This is a genomic window from Paractinoplanes ovalisporus (assembly GCF_016834655.1).
In the GTDB taxonomy this organism is placed as follows: domain Bacteria; phylum Actinomycetota; class Actinomycetes; order Mycobacteriales; family Micromonosporaceae; genus Actinoplanes; species Actinoplanes ovalisporus.
In genome coordinates, this window is the sequence record NZ_JAENHP010000001.1 from 654,070 (window position 1) to 674,190 (window position 20,121).

Here is a 20,121-nt window from a genome sequence, read left to right on the forward strand (position 1 = left end):
CCGCCGGCGGCCGGCGGCGCACCCGGCTCCGCTACTTGTAGTTCTTCGCCACGGCCTCGGCGAGCTTCTGACCGTCGTTGAGAGCCTGGTCAACGGTCTTCTGGCCGGTGAGGGCGGCCGCGATCTCCTGCGACACCTTGGTGCCGAGGTCCTGGAACTCGGGGATGGCCACGAACTGGACACCGGTGGCCGGCCGCTCCTGCAGGCCCGGGTTCACCGGGTCGGCGTTGGCGATCGAGTCCAGCGTGATGTCGGCGAACGCCTTGGCCGACTCCTTGTACTCCGGGATCGAGTAGGTCGAGGTGCGCTTGCCGGCCGGGACGCGGGACCAGCCGAGCTCCTTGCCGACCAGCTGCTCGTAGTCCTTGCTGGTGGCCCAGCTGATGAACTTCCACGAGGCGTCGGCCTTCTTGGTGGTCTTGGGCATCGCCCAGTCCCACGACCAGAGCCAGCCCGAGTAGTCGGTCTTGTTGACCGGGGCGTACGCGTATCCGACCTTGCCGGCCACCTTGGAGGCGTTCGGGTCCTCGATGGTGCCCGCGGCCGACGTGGCGTCGTACCACATGGCCGACTTGCCCTGGCTGAAGATGTTCAGGCACTCGGTGAAGCCGGACTGCGCGACGCCGGGCTCACCGTGGGCGCGGGCCAGGTCCACGTAGAACTTGGTCGCCTCCTTGAACTCCGGCGCGTTCAGCTTCGGGGTCCAGTCCTTCTCGAACCAGGTTCCGCCGTACGTGTTCACGATCGTGGTGAGCGACGCGATGCCCTCGCCCCAGCCCGGCAGGCCGCGCAGGCAGATGCCGGCCACGCCGTTGGCCTTGTCGTCGGCCTTGGCCGCCAGGTCGGCCACCTGCTGCCAGGTCGGCTTCTCGGGCATGGTCAGGCCCTTGGCCTCGAACATCTCCTTGTTGTACATGAGCAGCGACGACTCGCCGTAGAACGGGGCGCCGTACATCTTGCCGTCCTCGCCACTGGCCACGGTGACCATCGGCTTGAGCAGGTCGGCCTTGTCGTACGCGGCATCGGCGTCCATCTGCGTGGACAGCTCGTGCAGCCAGCCGTTCTTCGACCAGATCGGCACCTCGTACGCGCCGATGGTGACCACGTCGTACTGGCCGCCCTGGTTGGCGACGTCCTGGGTCACCTTGTCGCGCAGTTCGTTCTCCGGGAGGATCGTGTACTTCACGGTGATCCCGGTCTGCTTGGTGAAGTTGTCGGCGGTCAGCTTCTGGATGTCCTCCATCTGCGGGTTGCCGACCATCAGCACCGTGATCTCACTGGCGCCCTCCGACGAGCTGGCGTTGTCCGAGGTGCCGGCGCCGGAACAGGCGGAGAGCACCAGGGTGCAGGCCGCCGCGGCGGCTATCGTGACTCTTGACTTCCACATGACTTGACCTCCAGAAATGCGTGTACCAGCCGGGGAGGGCTGTTTGCAGTGAAACGGCTTGTTATTCGGCTTCTTGCGCGGCTTTCCGTACGGCGTCTTGTGCTGCTTGTTATGCGGTGACCACGACCTTGACGTGGCGGCCGCTGCAGGCGGCGTCGAACGCCTCGGCGATCTGGTCGAGGGGGTACTGGACGGTGACGATCCGCTCGGGGTCGACCGCCCCCGAGGCGAGCAGGGCGACGGCCTGCTCGATGTCCTCGCGGGTGTAGGTGGCGCTGCCCTGGATCCGTACCTGCAGGTCCTGGATCTCGGGCAGGGGAACCGTGACCGGCGCCGCGGGAACGCCGACGATCACGACCGTGCCGCCCTTGACGGCGATGGCCATGGCCTGGTCGACGGTGTTCTGCACGGCCACGCAGTCGAAGACGACGTCCGCGCTGGTGCCGAGATCGTCCCGGATGTCCTGGACCATCGACGGCGACGCCGCGTCGTGCACGGAGTCGGCGCCGAGCTCGCGGGCCAGTTCCCGCTTGGCCGGGCTGAGATCGCTGACGGCGATCCGGGCCGCGCCGGCATGCCGGGCGGCGACCAGGGTGAGCAGGCCGATGGTGCCGGCGCCGAGGATGGCGACGGTCTTACCGGTGAGGTCCGGCCCGGCGAGCCGGACGGCGTGGACGGGGGTGGAGAGCGGTTCGACGAGGACGGCCGCGAGTTCGGTGACCTCGTCGGGCAGGGGAATCACGCGGTCGGCCGGGACGACGAGGAAGTCGGCCAGGCCGCCGAGCTCGGTGGTGCAGCCGAAGAACGTCATGGTCGCGCAGAGGTTGTAGCGACCGTCCCGGCAGTATTTGCAGTCGCCGCAGGCCAGGATCGGCTCGACCGCGACCCGGGTGCCGGGCTCGAAGCCCTCGCCCGCCTCGACCACGCCGTAGATCTCGTGGCCGGGGCTGTAGGGCAGCGACACGAACGGGTGCCGGCCGTGGAAGGCGTGGACGTCGGAACCGCAGATGCCGACCATCCGCATGCGGACGACGACCTGGCCGGCCTCCGGGCGGGGCGCCTCGGCGGGCCGGATCTCGACCTGGCCGGGCGCGGTGACGACGGCCCGGCGAGCGGCGTGTGCAGTCATGCGAACTCCTCCGTGACCTGTTCCGTGATGTTGTGTCGTTCCGTGTTCGGTGCTTGCTCGGTGGCCCGCTCGCCGGCTCGTTGCCGAACCGCTTGCTGATCCGCTCGCTTGCCGCCTGCCGGCCTGCTTGCTCGCTGCTCGCTGACCTGCTCGCTTGCTGTTTCTTGGCCTGTGAGCGGGGCCACTTGTTAACTCGTTTGAAACGCACAGTAGGGCATGTCACCGGTGTTTGTCACCGGTGTCATGGCTATTTCTTGATCTGCATGACATCGGTGACATAGCCGTGATCCACCGCCCGTCACAAGCCTCGACGGGACGATGACCGAGGGCGCACCGCGGGTGCTGACCCACGGGCACCGCAGCGGTTCGACGATGGGCAGCACACATCGCCGGCCGGGTGCGGCCGGCGACTGCGTACGGGCGTTAGGGCTTGGCCACCTTGCAGGACTCGCGCTCGATCAGCGTCACGTCCAGGATGTTGTTGCGCTTGAACCGCCGCTTCGGGTGGTCGGCGCGCTCGAACACCCGGTTGGCCGCGAGCAGCCCGATCTGGTCGGGGTCCTGGTCGACGACGGTCAGGGCCGGCCGCAACAGGTCGGCCATCGGGAAGTCGCCGAAGCCGACCACCGCGACCGTGTCTTCCGGCAACACGTGCAACAGCAGCATGGAACTGCGCGCGTTCGACGAGAACACCGCGGTCGGCCGGTCCGGCAGCGCCATCAGCCGGACGACCGCGGCCTGGGTCGAGTCACGATCGTTCACGTACGGGGCGACGAGCTCCTGGTCGAGCGGGATGCCCGCCTCGGTGAGGGCCCGGCGGTAACCGGCCAGGCGGTTCACTTCGGTCGACAGGTGGAACCGGTCACCGACGTACGCAATCCGCCGGTGTCCGTGCCCGATGAGGTGAGCGGTCGCCAGGTAGCCGCCGGCCTCGTCGTCGTCGGTGAAGATGTCGGCCGGAAGCCCGACCGGCGAGCGGTCGACGAACACCACCGGCGTGGTCTCGGTCCAGCGTTTCAGCCACGAGTGGTCGCCGCTGATCGGCGCCACGATGAGCCCGGCCAGACGCCGGCTGAGCAACGACTCCAGCACGTCCCGTTCCCGCACCGGTTCGTCGCCCAGATTGGTGAGCAGCGTGGCCACACCCCGTTTGCGGGCGACGTCGTCGACCGCCCGGGCGATCGCGGCGAAGAACGGGTCGACGACGTCGGGCACGGCCACCCCGATCGCCGACGACTTGCCCGACCGGAACGTCGTGGCCAGGATGTTCGGGACGTAGTTGAGCTCCCGCATGATCTGCTCGACGTGGGCGCGCGTCTCGGGAAGCACGTGCGGGTCCTCGTTGAACACACGGGACACCGTCTTCGCCGACACGCCGGCGCGGGCGGCAACATCTCGCATGGTCGCCATGGTGGTCACCTCCGCAGGTCCGTCAGCGCCGCCGCAGCATATCGGAACCGCCGCGGCGCTTCGCCAGTTACGCCCCGTCCACCACCTCGGCGAGTTCGTGCAGTCGCGGCAGGGCCCGCTTGGTCAGGTAATCCTTGCGGAGGTCGTGCGACACCGAAAGGCTGTCCTTCCACAGCGACCGCCCGGCCATGGCGCCGCTCGCCCCGTTGGCCATCGCGGTGGCGACCTGACCGAGGAACGTCTCGTGGTCGACACCGGCCGACAGGACGGCCCACGGCACGCCGTTGGCGGCGGCGGTGACGGCCTGGCAGCCCTCGGCCGAGCCTGGGTACTGCAGCTTCAGCACCTTGGCCCCGCACTCCACGGCCAGTTTGGCGCCGTCGGCCACCAACTGACCGAACTTGGCCGCGTACTCCTCCTCGCTCTCCCCCTTGAGCTGATAGGTGAGCAGCTCGACGATGAGCAGCAGACCCTCGTCGGCGCAGGCGGCGACCAGCTCGCGCATCTCCTCGGCGACCCGGGAGTCCGAGCCCTGCAGATCGGGCCGGGTGTGCCACAACATCTTGGCGACGTCACCCCCGAGTTCCCGTACGCGGCGGGCCGTCATCCCGGGCACGTACCGCGCGTACCGCAGGCCGTCGACGGTCTCGTAACCGGAGGCGTCCATGCCGACCACGAGCGAGGTGTTGCGGGCCAGCACGCCGTCGTCGACCACGGCCGGCAGCGCGACCTCGGGGTCGAGCAGGATCGCGGGCGCGTTGTTGGCGAGGTAGCGCAGCAGGTCGGCCTTGGCCTCGGCCAGCTCGGCGGTGCTGATCGAGTCGGGACCGCCGGGGGCGTCCTTCATCGCGGCCTTCATGCCGTTGCGCTGGTCGGCGGCGACGATGAGCATCCGGCCGCCCGGGGTGGAGATCGCGGACATGCCGCGCCGTTCGAGGGTGGTCAGCGTGTTCACGGTGCGGTTCCAATCTTCGGTGGGATGGTGCTCAGCAGTCGGGCGGCGGCGCGGGTGGCGCCGTACGCGGTCTCTTGTTCGCGGGTCGAGGCGGTCATCGCGGGCAGGACCTGCTCGCGGGCGCGGCGTACGGCCGCCATGCCGGTCCAGCCGCCGGTGAGGGTGGAGGTGGTGGCCGGGGGGAGCTCGGCGTCCATGGCGTCGATCAGCAGGCGGATCTCGTCGTTGCTGTGCCGCAGGACGGCGCCGAACACTTCGGCCGGGCTGACGCCATCCGTGCGGACGGTGAGTTTGAGAACCCCGTCGTCGTTGCGGGCGCCGGAGACCTCGATGGCGTCCGGGGGCAGAGTTCCCGCGTACGGGATGTCCATCGCGGCCGCGTCGAGCCGGTCGCGCCCGGCCCGGTCGTGGATGCCGGCCGTCTGCAGGACGCGGCGCAGCAGCAGTCCGGTCTTCACGCCGGCGACGAGGACGTGCTTGCCCGGGACGACGTGGCGTACCTCGTTGATCAAGTATTCGGCCAGGCGGCCGCGGGCCTCGAAGCCGAGCGGGGCGTCGATCACCCGGAGCAGGACCTCGGCCGTGCCCATCGAGACGTGGTAGTGGCTCGCGGGCAGGCCGCCGGTCGCCTCGGCCGCGACCAGGTGGTCGTGGCCGGCGATCGTAAGGAGGGCGCCCCGCAGGTTCTCGGGCACGTCTCCGGCCTCGCCTGTGCCGCCGAACACGCCCGCGCCGCCGAATGCGTTTCCGCCGTGCAGCCCGTTCGCGCCGCCGAACGCGTTTCCGCCGTGCAGCGCGCTTTCGCCGCCGATGACACCGGTGACACCGATCGGCGTGCCCGCGTGGACCAGCCGCGGGAGGAACGCGTCGGTTACCCCGAGGACGTGCAGCATGTCCGTCCACGGCAGGCCGGTGTCCTGGTCGAGCAGGCCGGTCCGGGAGGCCAGGGAATATTCGCTGACCGGTTCGCCGCCGAGCGCCGCCGCGACGAACTCGGGCAGGTTGAGCCACCGGGTCGCCTCGAGCCGCACCCCCTGGTCGCGCAGGTAGGCGAGCTTGGCCACGCTGACTTGCGCGCCCAGCGGCAGTCCGGTGCGGCCGGCGAAGTCGGCGCGGATCCGGGCCGGGAACGCCGCGGCCTGCTCGGCGCCGCGGGGGTCGAACCACGCGTAGGCCGGGGCGACCGGAACGCCGTGGGCGTCGACCAGCATTCCCGTCTCGCCCATGCCGGCCAGCGCGACGGCCTCGATCGGCGCGTCGGTCACCTCGGCGACGCGGCGCGCGGCCGTCGTCACGAGCGTGCGGACGGCAGCGAGCAGCACGGACGCGTCCATCTCGGTCGTGCCGCCCGGCCCCGACCGCCAGGGCGTCGCCACCTGGGCCGAGCCGATCTCGAGGCCCGCCTCGTCGGTGACGAGCATCTTGAGCCCGGTGCTGCCCAGGTCGATGCCCGCGACCAGCCGTGCCGGATCCATCACGGGCGTTCTCCTAGCCGCTGAAAGTCTGCCTATGTCACCGGTGTCACGCTTGGTCGTGACGCCGGTGCCTCGCCATTCGCCTTTGCACGACCGGCCTGCCGCGAACTCCCGCGGCCGCCTTTCGATCGCTTCGAAATCAGATCATGTCACCGGTGTCTTGATTGACCATGACACCGGTAACATGACGCACATGATGTGGCGTTCCTCGGCAGATTGTCAACCGCCCGCACGACTCGTCGTCGCCGTCTCCGGCACGGCCGGCAGCGGCAAGTCGACCCTGGGCCGGGCCTTGGCGACGGTCCTGTCCGCTCCCCTGCTCGACCTCGACTCGGTGACGAATCCGCTGCTGGACCACCTTCCGCCGGACGCACTGGGCGGCCACTGGTTGGCCTCGCCGCACGCCGCCGCCATTCGTGAGGGCCGATACGCCGCGTTGCACGCCGCGGCCCGCGACATCGTCGCCACGGCCGGCCGTCTCGTGCTGGTGGCCCCCTTCACGGCCGAGCTGCGCGGCGGCCCCGAGTGGAACCTGTTGCGCGACGCCACCGGCGACGACCTCCAGATGATCCATCTCAACGGTTCCGACGACCTGCTGGCCGCCCGCCGGGCCCACCGCACCGAGACGCGCGACAACCACCGCGTCCCCGAGCCCTACACCCCGCCCGCCGTCCCCGTGATCGAGCTGGACGCCGAACTGACCACAGACCAGCAACTGATGCGCGCGCTGGTCGCCCTGAACGTCCGATCCCCGATCGACACCGCCCCGCGGCGCTCCCCCACAGACGCCGCGCCGCACCCCGCAGGTGCCACAACGCACCCCGCCGACGCCGCACCACAGCCCGTCGAGGCCGCGCCACACCCCGCTGGTGCCTCGCCGCAGGCCGCCGATGCCGCACCGCGCCCCGGTGTCATCGCGCCACACCACGCCGACGCCGCGCCCAACCCCGCGGTCTCAACCGCCGTCGCGGTTCCGCGGCCCTCGGAGGACACCGCCGGATCTCAGCAGGCCCCGGCTCCCGGCCTGTTCGAGCGCGACTTCGACGCCGTGCTGTTCGACCTGGACGGAACACTGGCCGATTCGACGGCGTCGGTGCTGCGCTCGTGGCGCCGCTTCGCCGAGGAGATGGGCGTCGACACCGAGCTCGTCGCCCAAAATCACGGACGGCCGGCTCGCGCCCTCATGACCCTGTTGCTGCCCCCGGAGCGTACGGAGGAAGGCCTGGCCCGCATCCTCGAGATCGAGATCGCCGACGCCCCCACGGCCCGCTCCCTCCCCGGCGCCGGGGAGTTCTTCGCCGCCGTCCCCGCGTCACGCCGAGCCGTCGTCACGTCCGGCTCGAGAACCCTGGCCACCGCCCGCCTGCACGCCGTCGGTCTGAGCGCCCCCGAGGTGATGGTGACGGCGGACGACGTACGGGTGGGGAAGCCGGACCCGGAGCCCTTCGCCCTCGCCGCCCGACGCCTGGGTGTCGACCCGGCCCGCTGCCTGGCCGTCGAGGATGCCCCGGCCGGAGTCCGCTCGGCCCGCGCCGCCGGCTGCACCGTCCTGGCCGTCACCGGCACCGCGTTCGCCGACGAGCTGAAGGAGGCCGACCTGATCGTCGACGGCCTGGACCGCCTGCGCGTCGCCACCACCGGAAACGGCATCCGGATCGAGGTGAAGGCAGACTGGGCGGCATGACGGATAGCTGGTCCACCGAGCAACTGGCCACGGTCGACAAGTCCGACGAGCTGGAGATCGCCGCCCGCCGCGCCGACGGCACCCTGCTCCGCTGGACGCCGATCTGGGTCGTCCGAGCCGCCGACCAGATCTTCGTGCGCACGTGGTACCGCCGCGACACCGGCTGGTTCGGCCAAGCGGTGGCGTCGGGCCGGGCGCGCATCCGAGTCCCCGGCCTGGAGGTCGACGTGCTCGTGACCGACATGGACACCGAGGCCTCCCTCCGCACAGCAATCGACGACGCCTACCGAGCCAAATACGCCCGCTACGGCGGCGGCTCCGTAGGCCAGATGGTCAACGACGCCGCGGCTTCGACCACGCTACGCCTCAGCCCGACCCGGTAACCGTTGTCCACAATTCCGCGTTGTCCACAGGCCCCCACCCCAAGATCACCCAAACGCGAAACAATGGGGGCTAGGGTGGTGGTCCCCCTGGTAGGGCGGGCCTTGGACAGGAGCCGTACTAAGGGACGACCGGGAATGAGACGCGCGTCAACCGCGGGCCAGCTCCAAGGCGTACTTCGGCCACCACTTTCCGGCCTCGGGGGCGCCGTCGCCGCAGGCGCCGTCGGACTCGCCGGGACGCTTGATCCAGAGGAAGGCGTCTACCAGCTTGTGGCCGGTCTGCAGGGTCGGCGCGTCGCCCAGGGCTCGGCCCGGCGGATTGCACCAGTGGCCGTCGTAGTCGGTCTTCGGGGCGGGGCCGTTGCCGTTGCGGCTTGTGTCCACCACGAAACGGGAGCCGCCCAGCTTCTTGGAGAGCCGGGTCCCATAGTCGATGTTGGCCTCGGTGGTTTCGAAGTTCGCCACGTTCAGCGCGAAACCGTCGGCCCGCGCGACTCCGGCCCTCTTGAGCGCGTCGCCCATCCGGGTCGTGTCGGTGATCCAGCTCGGGTTGCCGCCGTCCAGGTAGACCGAGACCTGCGGGTTGGCCGAAAACTTGTCGATCGCCTGGCCGAGCAGCTTGTAGCGCTGAACCCGTTCGGTCTCGTTCAGGCAGCCCTGCACGGCCTGGGCCACCGCGTCGGGTTCGACGATCACGATCGCTCGGTGGCCGGCGATGGCGGCGGCGATCGAGCCGATCCAGGCCGAGTATTCGGCGGGGGTGGTCGCGCCGCCGCCGGAGTGGCTGCCGCAGTCACGCTGGGGGATGCGGTAGAGGGTCAGCACCGGGATCTTGCCCGCGACGGCGGCCGAAGTGACCAGGTCGCGGGCGCGGGCGGCCGGGTCGGTGGTCTCGTCGGCGAACCAGGCCGCGACCGGGCGGTCCGCGATCTTGCGGATGGCGGTGGCCTCGGCGGTGCGGCCCTCCGATTCGTACGTCCTGACCTGGTCGACGGCGGGTCCGGCCGGCTCGACGTAGAGGGACGGCTTGTACGGCCCGGGCGAGGCGTGCGGCAGGTCGGCTTCGGAAGCCGGCGAGTCGGACAGCGACCGGACCACGAACCAGGCCGCGGTCAGCACCCCGACCAGGCCGGCCGCGACGACGAGCAGACCCCGCCGCCGGGCGACGCGATGACGAGCCACTACGCGACCTGCACCCACCGGGCGACCGAGGGCACGCCCTTGTCGTCGACGACGAAGAGCATGTACCAGCCGGAGGGCACGAGGCCCTTCTTCTCGGGAATGCTGATCGCCAATCCGTCCTCCGAGGGCTTGATGTCGACCGCGACCGACCGCTGGTCGACGTCGACGACGTGGGTGACCGCGCTGGGCCGCACGAGGCGGGCGCGCTGCACGTTCGTGCTGTCCGTCGAGAACGTTACCGTCGTCCCCCGCTTCACCGTGGTAGGCCCACCGGTGAGGACCGGCCGCTTGCCCTGGAACAGGTAGGGCGGGCTGTAGACCTCGATGCGCTTCTCGAAGCTGCCGGGGTTCTTGCCGGTCACGTCGTAGAGCGGGTCGCTGCCGAGCGTGATGACCCGTCCGTCGGGCAGCAGGATCGCCTCGGAGTGGTAGTTGCGGCCCACGGTCGACTCGGCCGCGGTGGCGAACGAGTTCGACGACGGCACATAGATCTGCGAGTTGAACAGATCGCTGCGCGGCTTTCCTCCGTACGGGCCCCCGCGGTACCCGGACGAGCCGCCCGTGGTGAATACGGTGTCGTCGGGCAGCAGCACCGTGCTCAGGTACCGCGCCGGCTCGGGCAGGTCGGGGCCGGGTTCGTAGATCGGGTTGGCCGTGTCGAGGTCGGCGATGGCCGTGCGGGCGGTCGAGACCGGCGACTCCCCCACCTCACCGCCGCCGAAGATCATGACCTTCTGGTCCTGGGCGGGAGCGAGCAGCACCGACGAGCTCGTCTCCGTCATCCGCGGGTCGGCCAGCCCGGGCACCACCTCGAAGGTGTTGTCCTTCAGGTTCCAGAGCCCGGGTGTACGGCCTTCGGTGTCGCTGCCGTAGCCCGAGTTGGAGCCGGAGAAGAACAACCGGTCGTCGGACATCAGGTGCAGCGCCGGGTAGGTCGGGAAGTAACGCTTCAGCTCGGGTGCGGCCACCCACTTCTTCTCGGCGCGCAGGTACTTCTCGTTGTCACCGGGCAGGATGCGCCCGAACTCGTCGAGGCCGGAGACGGCCAGCACGTCACCGTCGGGCATCTCGGCCAGGGTCGGGTACCAGCGGCTCTTCACCATGTCGCCGGTGCGGATGTACTTCTCGGCGACCGGGTCGAACTCGTACGACGTGTTGTCGCCGCCGTACTCCTGCTTCTCCCGGGTGATCTTGTCGGAGACGCCGTACAGGTTGTTCGTGTCGACGCCGGTCAGACCCTGGATCTTGTACTGGGCGGGCTTGTCCACGATCGGCGAGTTGCCGGGCAGCATGGCGTCGACCCACACCTCGGCCTCGCCGGCGTGCTGCATCGGGATGCCGCCGTGGTTCATCTGGTACGCGGCGGGCACGGTCACGTCGTCGCGGGTCTCGTAGACGAAACCGGTCGGCGATTCGAGGCGGGTGCCCTTCGGGAACGTACGGGGACCGGCCGTGGCCGACTCGTTCTTGATCTTCATGACGCCGGCCGCGTTGGTGATGTCACCCTCGAGCACCTCGTACGTCTTGGTGCCGCCGGCGATCAGCAGGTTGCCGTTGGGCAGGAACGTATGCCCGGCGCAGAAGACGTCGGTCGGGGTCGGCACCTCGGTGAACACGTCACCGGCGGGGTCGTACAGGATCGTGCGGAACGTGCCCGCCTCGAAGTTCTCCCGGTTGTTGCCGCTGCCCGCGATGATCAGCACCTTGCCGGTGTTGAGCAGCGCGGCGTGGATGGCGTTGACCTGGAAACCGGCCGGCACCGGCAGCCTGGCCCAGTGGCCGTACTGCTCCTTGTAGGACTGCCGGTTGATCGAGAACGTGTGGTAGGCGTCGGCGCCGAACGCGACCATGGGCCGGTTCACCACCGCCACCACCGTCAGGACGGCCAGGGCGACCAGGCCACTGGCCAGGCGTCGGGCGAGAGTCGGGCGGGGGCGGGGCGTCATGCGTACGTCTCCACGGGCTCTTCGATCTTGACTTCTTCGACCTGGACAACGGGGGCGGTGGCGCGTTTGCGATGCGCCAGCCAGACGACCGGCGGGGTCAGGCAGATGATCACGTTGAGGGCGGGCCAGAGCCACATGAAGCCGTCGACGTGGCCGGCGAACGGCGCCGCGATCAGCAGGACGGCGTAGAACGCGGCCCAGCGCAGCCCGTGCTTGAACGTCGTGACCCCGTCCGGGCTGGCCGATTCACCCTTGGGGGTGACCACGAAGCGGGCCGGGCGGCGCAGCACGGCCGACAGGAACGCGGACACGTAGACCGGTGTCGACAGCGTCGAGACGAGCATGCCGGCCAGACCGGACGAGCCGGCTTCCTCGTGCGGGCTCACGTTGTGGCGCCGGTTCCAGAGGTAGAGCAGGAACTGGAAGAGCGCGGCGTCGACGTAGAGCATCAACCAGACCTGCTGCGGCACCTGCACACCCTTGGCGCCCAGCACCAGATAGCAGGTGGCGTTGATGGCGCCGAGGATCCAGGCCAGCGCGGTCAGCGGGTAGTACGACATGAGCAGGCCGTAGAACAGGGTGCGCCGGGCGCCGAGCTTGGGGATCATCCGCGCGAACTTGGCCACGGCGACCTCGTCGGTGCCACGCGACCAGCGGTACTGCTGGCTGAAGTAGTCGGTCCAGGAGGACGGGCCCTCACCCACGGCCAGCACGTCGGGGGTGTAGACGGAGCGCCAGCCGGCCGCGTGCAGGGCGAGGCTGGTCGCCATGTCCTCGGTGATCGAGTCCTGGATGCCGCCGATCTCGCGCAGAGCCTCGATCCGTACGGCGTTGTTGGTCCCCACCAGCATGGCCGCGCCGAACCGGTTGCCGGCCCGCTGCAGCAGCGAGTGGAACAGGTACTGCTGCGACTCGGCCCAGCGGGTCACGATGTTGTCGTAGTTGCCGTAGATCTGCGGGCCGACCACGAAGGCGACCTTGGGGTCGTGGAAGTAGCCGAGCAGCCGCTCGCAGAAGTTGGGCAGCGGCACGTGGTCGGGGTCGACCGAGACGAACACGTCGTACTCGCTGCCGTGCTTGCGGAGCCACGAGTTGTAGTTGCCGTGCTTGGTCTTCTCCTTGAACGCGCCGGCCGGGGTGTTGTCGAGAGGGCGGCCCTTGCGGGTGAAGTGGCGCACGCCGAGGCGCTCGCACATGGCCTTGACCTCGTCGTCGTCGCCCTCGTCGAGCAGCCAGACGTCGTACTTGCCCTCGTGGCGCACCTTGGTCGCGGCCTCCAGGGTGCGCTCGACCATGTCGATCGGCTCCTTGCCGGGCACGATCGTGGTCAGGAACGCGACCCGCAGGTCAGGGTCGGGCGTGAGCGGCTGGGGATCGCGGGCCCAGATCGTGGCGAGGCAGAGCGTGACCACATTGACCAGGCGGAACACCTCGATCAGCAGGGTCGCGACGATCATGAACCAGGTCGCGGCGTGCAGCACCGGGTGCAGCGAGCGGTCGGGCACCGCGACCGAGCTGAGCAGCCAGGTCACGAACGTGGCCTCGAACGCGAACGCGAACAGGGTGATCGCGATGTTGCCGACCGGGCGGCGGCCGGCCAGGCGGCGCATGGCGGTCGGCCCGGCCTCGTCCGGCGCGGGTGTCGCGGGGCCGGCGAGGCCGCTGTAGGCGTCGTAGTCGTACCGGGGCGCGGGGATCACGGTGCTTCCTCGTCCTCTCGACAACGATGACTCTCAGTGATGTCGACCGGCGCCGGTTGGCAACACGGTCGTAATCACTGTGTGTCATCGCCGCAACGTGCTACTGGCGTCTGACCAGCGTTAACAGCGAACGCAAAGGTAACTAGACGTCGCACAGTAGCGGTGAGAGGCGAAGCCCGTGAGGGGCTGTGATCAACTTCACTGATTACATTCAGTGATGATCGGGAGCAAAGGGAAGGGCCGGGCAATTGCCGTACGCAGCCCGACCCTTCACAGTTCAGGACGAGGCGACGCGATAAATCACCCCGGCCTGATCGTCGCTGACATAAATGCCGCCATCCGGGCCCTTCACCGCCATCACCGGCCGGCCCCACCGCGAGCCGTCCTCTCGCTGGAAGCCGGTGAGCAGGGTCTGCTGCGGGCCGAGGGTGCCGTCGCGCCACGCGAAGAACGAGACCTCGGGCGGGCGGGGCGGATTGCGGTTCCACGAGCCGTGGATACCGACCAGCGCGCCGTCGCCGTAGCCGCCCGGGAGGTCCGAGGCGAAGCTCATGCCCAGCGGCGCCGAGTGCGCGCCCATGCCCTGCTCGGAGGGCTTCAGCTTCGAGCAGTCCAGCTTCTCGCCGTCCGGGTTGGTCTGCACGTCACGCACGAACGGGCGCTCGGTGTAACTGATCTCCCCGCTGCTCAGGTCGGGGTCGGGGTTGCAGTACGGCCAGCCGAGGTCGCGGCCCGGGGTGAGCCGGGCCAGGGGTTCGAGCGGGTGGTCGTTGACGTACGACTCCTCGACGTCGCCGTTCTTCGGGTTGGCGATGTTGTCGCGGTTGTTGACGGCCGTCCACACGCCGCCGTCGGGGTCGATCGCCAGCCCGGTGCCGTTGCGCACGCCGCGCGCGAACGTCTCGACCTCTTTCTGCGGCGACTTGCGGAGGATAGCGGCGCGCTCCGGCGAGGCGTCGCGATCCTCCTCGGAGATGTTGCCGGTCGAGCCGATCGACACGTAGATCGAGCCGTCCTCGCCCACGGCGACGCTCTTGAGGGCGTGGGCATATTTGCCGCCCAGCTCGGGGCTCTTGTCGTCGGGCAGGTTGTCGATGACGACCTGCTTGCCGCTCACCTGGCCTGCCGCGTACGCGAAAGAATCGACCTGATCGCTCTCGGCCACATAGAGCGTGTCGCCGTCGAAAGCGAGCCCGTGCGGCTGGTTCAGGCCCTCGACCAGCGGCTGTTGCTGTCCCTGCTGATCGAGCACCAGTACGTCGCCCGATTCGGGACGCGACACCAGCAGCCGCTTGTCCGGGGTCCAGGCCAGCAGCCGCGCGCCCGGCACCTCGGCCCACACGCTGACCGTCCACCCGGGAGGGGCCTTGACCGGGTCGTCCCCGCCGCCCTCGACCTTGGTCTCGACCAAGGCCGGCACCTCGACCGCGGCCGACGGTGTCACGGTCTGCCTCGCGGGCGCGGCGGCCGGCTCGTCGGCGGAACAGGCCGCCAGCCCCGCCACCAGTCCGACGGCGAGCGCCCCCTGCACGATCGATCTCATCCGTGCCTCCTTACCCCGGTTCCGCCTCTTCGAAGACCAGCAGCGTCCGCGTGTTCACCACGCCCGGCATACCCTGGATCTCGTCGAGCACCAGGCGTCCGAGCGCGTTGTTGTCCTCGGCCCGCACCAGCATGATCACGTCGAACTCGCCACCGACCAGCGCGATGTGCACGACGCCGGGCAGCGCGCGCAGCCGTTCGGCCACGTCGCGCCACTCGGCCTGATTCAGGTTCACCGTCACGTACGCCGTGGTGCCGAGCCCCGCCGCAACGGGATCTACGTCCGCGCGGAAGCCACGGATCACTTTCGCCGTGCGCAGTCGCTCGACCCGGGCATAGGCGTTGGCCCGCGAGATGTGCAGCCGCTCGGCCAGGGTGCGCATCGACAGGCGCCCGTCGCGGGTGAGCTCGGCCAGGATCTGCCGGTCGATCTCGTCGACGGCGTCGGCCACTTGTCTTCCCTCCCCGCCCCGCGAACCGTGATCGCTGGACGTTCGGCTCCGGAAACAGGCTATCCGACGTACATCTTCTCGGTTCCGGGCCAGCACTGGAATCCAAATGGCAACGCAACGAGCATGACCCCATGACAGGTGACGCACACCACCTTCTGCCCTCGGCCACCCCTGTGACCCTGATCGGCATCGACGGCCACCCCGTCGCCGACTCCGGGCGCACCTTCCCGTCCGACGCCGACCTGCGCCGGGCCCTCGCCTCGCTGATCACCGCCCGGCGGCTCAACGACCAGGCGTACGCGCTGGTCCGCCAGGGCCGGCTGGCCGTCTACCCGTCCTCCCACGGGCAGGAGGCGTGTCAGGTCGCGGCCGCCCAGGTGCTCGACGACGGCGACTGGCTGTTCCCGACCTACCGCGACACCGTGGCCGCGGTCGGCCGGGGCGTCGACCCGGTCGAGGCGCTGACCCTGCTCAAGGGCGACTGGCACTGCGGCTGGGACCCGTACGAGCACCGGGTCGCACCGCACGCCACTCCCCTGGCCACCCAGCTGCCGCACGCGGTCGGGGTCGCGCACGCCGCCCGCCTGCGCGGCGAGCCGACCGTGGTGATGGCGCTGTGCGGCGACGGCGGCACCAGCGAGGGCGACTTCCACGAGGCGCTGAACTTCGCCGCCGTGCTGCGCGCCCCGGTGGTGTTCCTGATCCAGAACAACGAGTATGCGATCAGCGTGCCGCTGGCCCGGCAGACGGCGGCGCCCTCCCTGGCGTACAAGGGAATCGGTTATGGCATCCCCGGCGAGCGGGTCGACGGCAACGACGTGGCCGCGCTGCTCACGGTGCTGGGTGAGGCGGTGGCGCGGGCCCGGGACGGCGAGGGCCCGCAGCTGGTCGAGGCGCACACCTATCGGATGCAGGCGCACACCAACGCCGACGACGCCACCCGCTACCGCACCGACGCCGAGGTCGAGGCGTGGGTCGAGCGCGATCCGATCACCCGGCTGACCCGCCACCTCGACCTGCCGGCGGCCGAGATGGCGGCGATGGCGGACGAGGCCGAGCAGGTGGCCGCTCATCTGCGCGACGGTCTCAACCGCGACATCGAACCCGACCCGGCCCGCCTGTTCGCCGACGTCTACGCGACACCCACCCCGCAGCTGCGCGAACAGCAGGCACAGCTGGCCGACGAACTCGCCCGGGAAGGGGCGCTGGGATGACACACGAGAAGCTCACCATGGCGCAGGCGCTCAACCGGGCCCTGCGGGACGCGATGGCCGAGGACGACACCGTGGTCGTGTTCGGCGAGGACGTCGGCGCGCTCGGCGGCGTCTTCCGGGTCACCGACGGGCTCACGGCCGAGTTCGGCGAGGACCGGTGCTTCGACACGCCGCTGGCCGAGTCCGGGATCGTCGGGGTGGCCGTCGGCATGGCGATGAACGGCATGCGGCCGGTCGTGGAGATGCAGTTCGACGCGTTCGCCTACCCGGCCTTCGAGCAGATCGTCAGCCACGTGGCCAAGATGCGGAACCGCACCCGGGGCCGGGTGGCGCTGCCGATGGTCATCCGGATCCCGTACGCGGGTGGGATCGGCGGCGTGGAGCATCACTGCGACTCGTCCGAGTCCTACTACGCGCACACGCCCGGCCTGCACGTGGTCGCACCGTCGACCCCCGGCGACGCGTACACGCTGCTGCGCGAGTCGATCGCGTCGCCCGACCCGGTCGTGTTCCTCGAGCCCAAGAAGCTGTATTGGGCCAAGGAAGAGGTGCAGCTGACACCGGTGTCGTCGAGCGGGCGAGCGATGGAGGGGCGCGAGACGGAAGCGCGTCTGACACCGGCGTCTTCGAGCGGGCGAGCGGTGGAAGGGCACGAGACGGAGGCGCATCTGACACCGGCGTCTTCGAGCGGGCGAGCGGTGGCAGGGCACGAGGCGGAAGCGCGGCTGACACCGGTGTCGTCGATCGGGCGGGCGGTGGTGCGGCGCGAGGGGACGGACGCGACCCTCATCGCGTACGGGCCGAGCGTGCCCGTGGCTCTGGAGGCGGCCGAGGTCGCCGACCGGGAGGGGCGCAGCCTGCAGGTGGTCGACCTGCGCTCGATCGTGCCGTTCGACGACGAGACGGTGTGCGCGGCGGTGCGTTCGACCGGGCGAGCCGTCGTGGTGGCCGAGGCGTCCGGGTTTGCGAGCGTGTCGTCCGAGATCGTCGCGCGGGTCACCGAGCGCTGCTTCCACTCCCTGGCGGCGCCGATCCGCCGGGTGAGCGGCTTCGACATCCCCTACCCGCCGCCGAAGTACGAGCACCTGCACCTGCCCGGCGTCGACCGCATCCTCGACGCCGTCGACGACCTGCAGTGGGAGGAATCGTGAGCGGCCAGGTGTTCCGGCTGCCCGACCTGGGCGAGGGCCTGACCGAGGCGGAAGTCGTGCGGTGGCTGGTCGCCGAGGGCGAGACCGTGGCCGTGGACCAGCCCGTGGTCGAGGTGGAGACGGCCAAGTCGCTCGTCGAAGTCCCGACGCCTTACGCGGGCAAGGTCTCCACCCGCCACGCGCCCGAGGGGTCGGTGCTCGAGGTCGGCAAGCCGTTGCTGACGGTCGAGTTCGCGGAGACGCCGGCCGAGACATACCGCGAGGAGGAGCGCGCCGGTTCCGGCAACGTCCTGATCGGCTACGGAACGCCGGGTGCCTCCTCGGTTCCCGGCCGTCGCCGCCGCCCGCGCGCATCCGTGACACCCGCCGCGTCCGCGCCGACAGCCAAGAACGCGCAGTCCACGAACACCATCGCGCAGAACGCGCAGTCCGCGCTGCCGCAAAACGCGCAACCCGCACCCGCGCAAAACGCTCAGTCCGCGCCGTCGCAAAAAGCGCAAACCGCACCCGCGCAAAACGCACAGTTCGCACCGCCCCGAAACGCGCAACCCACACCTGAGCAAAACATGCAGTCCGCACCGCCCCGAAACGCGCAACCCACACCTGAGCAAAACGTGCAGTCCACACCGCTCCAAAACGCGCAACCCACACCTGAGCAAAACGTGCAGTCCACACCGCTCCAAAACGCGCAACCCGCACCCGCGCAAAACGCACGGTCTGCGCGGGCCCGTGTGCCGCTTGTCGTGTCGCCGCTTGTGCGCCGGCTTGCTCAGGAGGGCGGCGTCGACCTGAGCGCAGTCGACGGGAGCGGGCCTGGCGGTCTGATCGTGCGCGCTGACGTTTCGCGCGAACTCGAACGTGCACTGAACGGCGCGTCGCACGCACTGAACGGCGCTCCGCGCACATGGCAAGACACACCTCGTGCAGTGAACGGCGCGAGCAACACTTCGGCTGCGGCCGTTGCGGGGGAAACGCGCATTCCGCTCACCGGGTTCCGCAAGGCGGTGTCGGCGGCGCTCACGCGCAGTCGCTCCGAGATTCCCGAGGCGACGGTCTGGGTGGATGTCGACGCCACCCGGCTGTGGGAGCTGCGCGAAGCGACACGTCCGGGGCCGGGCATCCTGGCCTATCTTGCGCGTTTCACGGTGGCCGCGCTGCGCGAGTTCCCGGTGCTGAATGCGCGAGTGGACACCGAACGCCAGGAAATCGTGCAGCTCGAACGCATCGATCTGGGCATCGCCGTACAGGGGAAGCGGGGTCTGGTCGTTCCCGCGGTCACCGACGCCGGGGCGATGACCACGGCCGGGCTCGACCGGGAGATCCGGCGGGTGACCGAGGACGCGCGGGAGGGCACGGTGCACGGCAGCGGCACCTTCACGCTGAACAATTACGGTGGCTTCCGAGTTGACGGCAGCGCCGCCATCATCAACCACCCGCAGGTGGCGATCCTCGGTTTCGGCCGCATCCTGGACCGCCCGTGGGTGGTGGACGGCCAGATCTGCGTCCGCAAAATCACGCAGATGAGCTTCGTGTTCGACCACCGGGTGTGCGACGGCGGGACGGCGGCCGGCTTCATGCGCAGCGTGGCCGACGCCATCGAGGACCCGGCGTCGGCCATCGCGCGCCTCTGACCCAACCCGGCCACGGCCATCGCGCGACTGTGACTCAACCCGGCCACGGCAAATGACGGCTGTAACTCAACCCGGCCACGGCCATCGCGCGACTGTGACTCAACCCGGCCACGGCAAATGACGGCTGTAACTCAACCCGGCCATGGCCATCACGCGACTGTGACTCAACCCGGCCACGGCAAATGCACGGCTGTAACTCAACCCGCCTTCGGCGTCAGATCGCTGATGGCATAACAGGATTCGTCGTCGACGGCGTTCTTCTCCGGGTCGATCGTGATGCGGGTGGGGACGCCGTCGGCGCCTGTCTCCAGGTCGGCCTCGTGCGCTCCGGCGACGCGGGCGTCGTTGAGCTGGTCGATCAGCATGCCCACGGACGGGATGGGCTCGCTGCGGCCGGTCTCCACCATCTGCCGGCCCGGTTCGTCGAGACCCACGGCCCCGGCCACGGCGCCCTTCTCGACCGTGATGCGGAACCGGCCGATCAGGGCGCGCTCGCCACAGGACGATTCGAGGACGTACGTGTAGGCGGCCGGTTCCGTCCAGGCCACGGGAGCGGCGGGTTCGGCCCGTCCGCCACACCCGGCGAGAACGGCCACGGTCGCCGCGGCTGCGGCCCACCGCCGTACGGGAGAAGCGCCCAGGCGGACAGAAAAAGCCACGGCCCACCGGCGTACAGGAAAGGTCATGGCGTCTTCGAAGGCCGTGCGGCGGGCCGGGTTCCGCGTGCCGGGCAAGGGGCCCGGAACCCAGCCGGTTCCGCACGCAGATCAAAGGCTCGGAACCCAGCCGGTTCCGCACGCAGATCAAAGGCCCGGAACCAAGCCGGTTCCGCACGCCGTCGAAGGCCCGGACTCCGGCCGGTTCCGCAGGCTGATCAAAA

At 69.9% G+C, this 20,121-nt stretch carries 15 protein-coding genes and 2 pseudogenes; 6 read left to right on the forward strand and 11 right to left on the reverse strand.

Annotation, left to right across the window (positions count from 1 at the left end):
* Positions 1-31 precede the first annotated feature (31 nt).
* The 5 genes from JIG36_RS02935 to JIG36_RS51525 form a co-directional block, all read right to left on the reverse strand.
* The gene (locus JIG36_RS02935) at positions 32-1,387 is read right to left on the reverse strand and encodes an ABC transporter substrate-binding protein (protein ID WP_203374396.1); all 1,356 of its coding nucleotides are present in this window, start codon (positions 1,385-1,387) and stop codon (positions 32-34) included.
* Between the two features lie 109 nt (positions 1,388-1,496).
* Positions 1,497-2,516 carry a zinc-dependent alcohol dehydrogenase gene (locus JIG36_RS02940; protein WP_203374397.1) on the reverse strand — a complete coding sequence of 340 codons (1,020 nt, stop codon included), beginning with the start codon at positions 2,514-2,516 and terminating at the stop codon, positions 1,497-1,499.
* A gap of 423 nt (positions 2,517-2,939) precedes the next feature.
* Positions 2,940-3,917 (reverse strand): LacI family DNA-binding transcriptional regulator, encoded by a 978-nt coding sequence (locus JIG36_RS02945; RefSeq protein WP_203374398.1) that lies wholly within the window; start codon positions 3,915-3,917, stop codon positions 2,940-2,942.
* Between the two features lie 76 nt (positions 3,918-3,993).
* Positions 3,994-4,881: a tagatose-bisphosphate aldolase gene (locus JIG36_RS02950; RefSeq protein ID WP_307872543.1), complete on the reverse strand. Its 888-nt coding sequence runs from the start codon at positions 4,879-4,881 to the stop codon at positions 3,994-3,996.
* Positions 4,878-6,356: an FGGY-family carbohydrate kinase gene (locus JIG36_RS51525; RefSeq protein ID WP_236045493.1), complete on the reverse strand. Its 1,479-nt coding sequence runs from the start codon at positions 6,354-6,356 to the stop codon at positions 4,878-4,880. Before JIG36_RS51525 ends, JIG36_RS02950 begins: the two co-directional genes overlap by 4 nt.
* 193 nt (positions 6,357-6,549) lie before the next feature.
* Here JIG36_RS51525 and JIG36_RS02960 point away from each other — a divergent pair, with 193 nt between their 5' ends.
* Both JIG36_RS02960 and JIG36_RS02965 read left to right on the forward strand, forming a co-directional pair.
* A complete protein-coding gene (locus tag JIG36_RS02960) occupies positions 6,550-8,040 on the forward strand; it encodes an HAD-IA family hydrolase (RefSeq protein ID WP_203374399.1) in 1,491 nt (496 codons plus the stop codon).
* A complete protein-coding gene (locus JIG36_RS02965) occupies positions 8,037-8,423 on the forward strand; it encodes a DUF2255 family protein (protein WP_203374400.1) in 387 nt (128 codons plus the stop codon). Before JIG36_RS02960 ends, JIG36_RS02965 begins: the two co-directional genes overlap by 4 nt.
* A gap of 147 nt (positions 8,424-8,570) precedes the next feature.
* Here JIG36_RS02965 and JIG36_RS02970 read toward each other — a convergent pair whose 3' ends face one another.
* The 5 genes from JIG36_RS02970 to JIG36_RS02990 all read right to left on the reverse strand — a co-directional run bounded on the left by JIG36_RS02970 (position 8,571) and on the right by JIG36_RS02990 (position 15,245).
* Positions 8,571-9,605 carry a glycoside hydrolase family 6 protein gene (locus tag JIG36_RS02970; RefSeq protein WP_307872544.1) on the reverse strand — a complete coding sequence of 345 codons (1,035 nt, stop codon included), beginning with the start codon at positions 9,603-9,605 and terminating at the stop codon, positions 8,571-8,573.
* Positions 9,605-11,551: a radical copper oxidase GlxA gene (gene glxA, locus JIG36_RS02975; RefSeq protein ID WP_203374401.1), complete on the reverse strand. Its 1,947-nt coding sequence runs from the start codon at positions 11,549-11,551 to the stop codon at positions 9,605-9,607. Before glxA ends, JIG36_RS02970 begins: the two co-directional genes overlap by 1 nt.
* A complete protein-coding gene (locus JIG36_RS02980) occupies positions 11,548-13,251 on the reverse strand; it encodes a glycosyltransferase family 2 protein (protein WP_307872545.1) in 1,704 nt (567 codons plus the stop codon). Before JIG36_RS02980 ends, glxA begins: the two co-directional genes overlap by 4 nt.
* 277 nt (positions 13,252-13,528) lie before the next feature.
* Complete coding sequence (locus JIG36_RS02985; RefSeq protein ID WP_203374402.1) at positions 13,529-14,794, reverse strand: PQQ-dependent sugar dehydrogenase; 1,266 nt, start codon at positions 14,792-14,794, stop codon at positions 13,529-13,531.
* Positions 14,795-14,804: 10 nt separating this feature from the next.
* Positions 14,805-15,245 carry an Lrp/AsnC family transcriptional regulator gene (locus tag JIG36_RS02990; protein WP_203374403.1) on the reverse strand — a complete coding sequence of 147 codons (441 nt, stop codon included), beginning with the start codon at positions 15,243-15,245 and terminating at the stop codon, positions 14,805-14,807.
* A 131-nt stretch (positions 15,246-15,376) separates the two neighbouring features.
* Between JIG36_RS02990 and JIG36_RS02995 the strand changes: the two genes are divergently transcribed.
* The 4 genes and pseudogenes from JIG36_RS02995 (at position 15,377) to JIG36_RS03010 (ending at position 19,241) form a co-directional block, all read left to right on the forward strand.
* Positions 15,377-16,459, forward strand: a complete 1,083-nt coding sequence (locus tag JIG36_RS02995) for a thiamine pyrophosphate-dependent enzyme (protein WP_203374404.1) — start codon at positions 15,377-15,379, stop codon at positions 16,457-16,459.
* A gap of 17 nt (positions 16,460-16,476) precedes the next feature.
* Positions 16,477-16,980: pseudogene (locus JIG36_RS53860) on the forward strand (alpha-ketoacid dehydrogenase subunit beta); the annotation flags it as partial.
* A 222-nt stretch (positions 16,981-17,202) separates the two neighbouring features.
* Positions 17,203-17,610, forward strand: a pseudogene (locus JIG36_RS53865) (transketolase C-terminal domain-containing protein); the annotation flags it as partial.
* Positions 17,607-19,241, forward strand: coding sequence for a dihydrolipoamide acetyltransferase family protein (locus JIG36_RS03010; RefSeq protein WP_203374405.1), 1,635 nt, complete (start codon positions 17,607-17,609; stop codon positions 19,239-19,241). The pseudogene JIG36_RS53865 and the gene JIG36_RS03010, both read left to right, overlap by 4 nt.
* A gap of 197 nt (positions 19,242-19,438) precedes the next feature.
* On the opposite strand, the gene JIG36_RS03015 is transcribed toward JIG36_RS03010, so the two are convergent.
* Complete coding sequence (locus JIG36_RS03015; RefSeq protein WP_203374406.1) at positions 19,439-19,900, reverse strand: DUF6174 domain-containing protein; 462 nt, start codon at positions 19,898-19,900, stop codon at positions 19,439-19,441.
* Between the last annotated feature and the right edge of the window lie 221 nt (positions 19,901-20,121).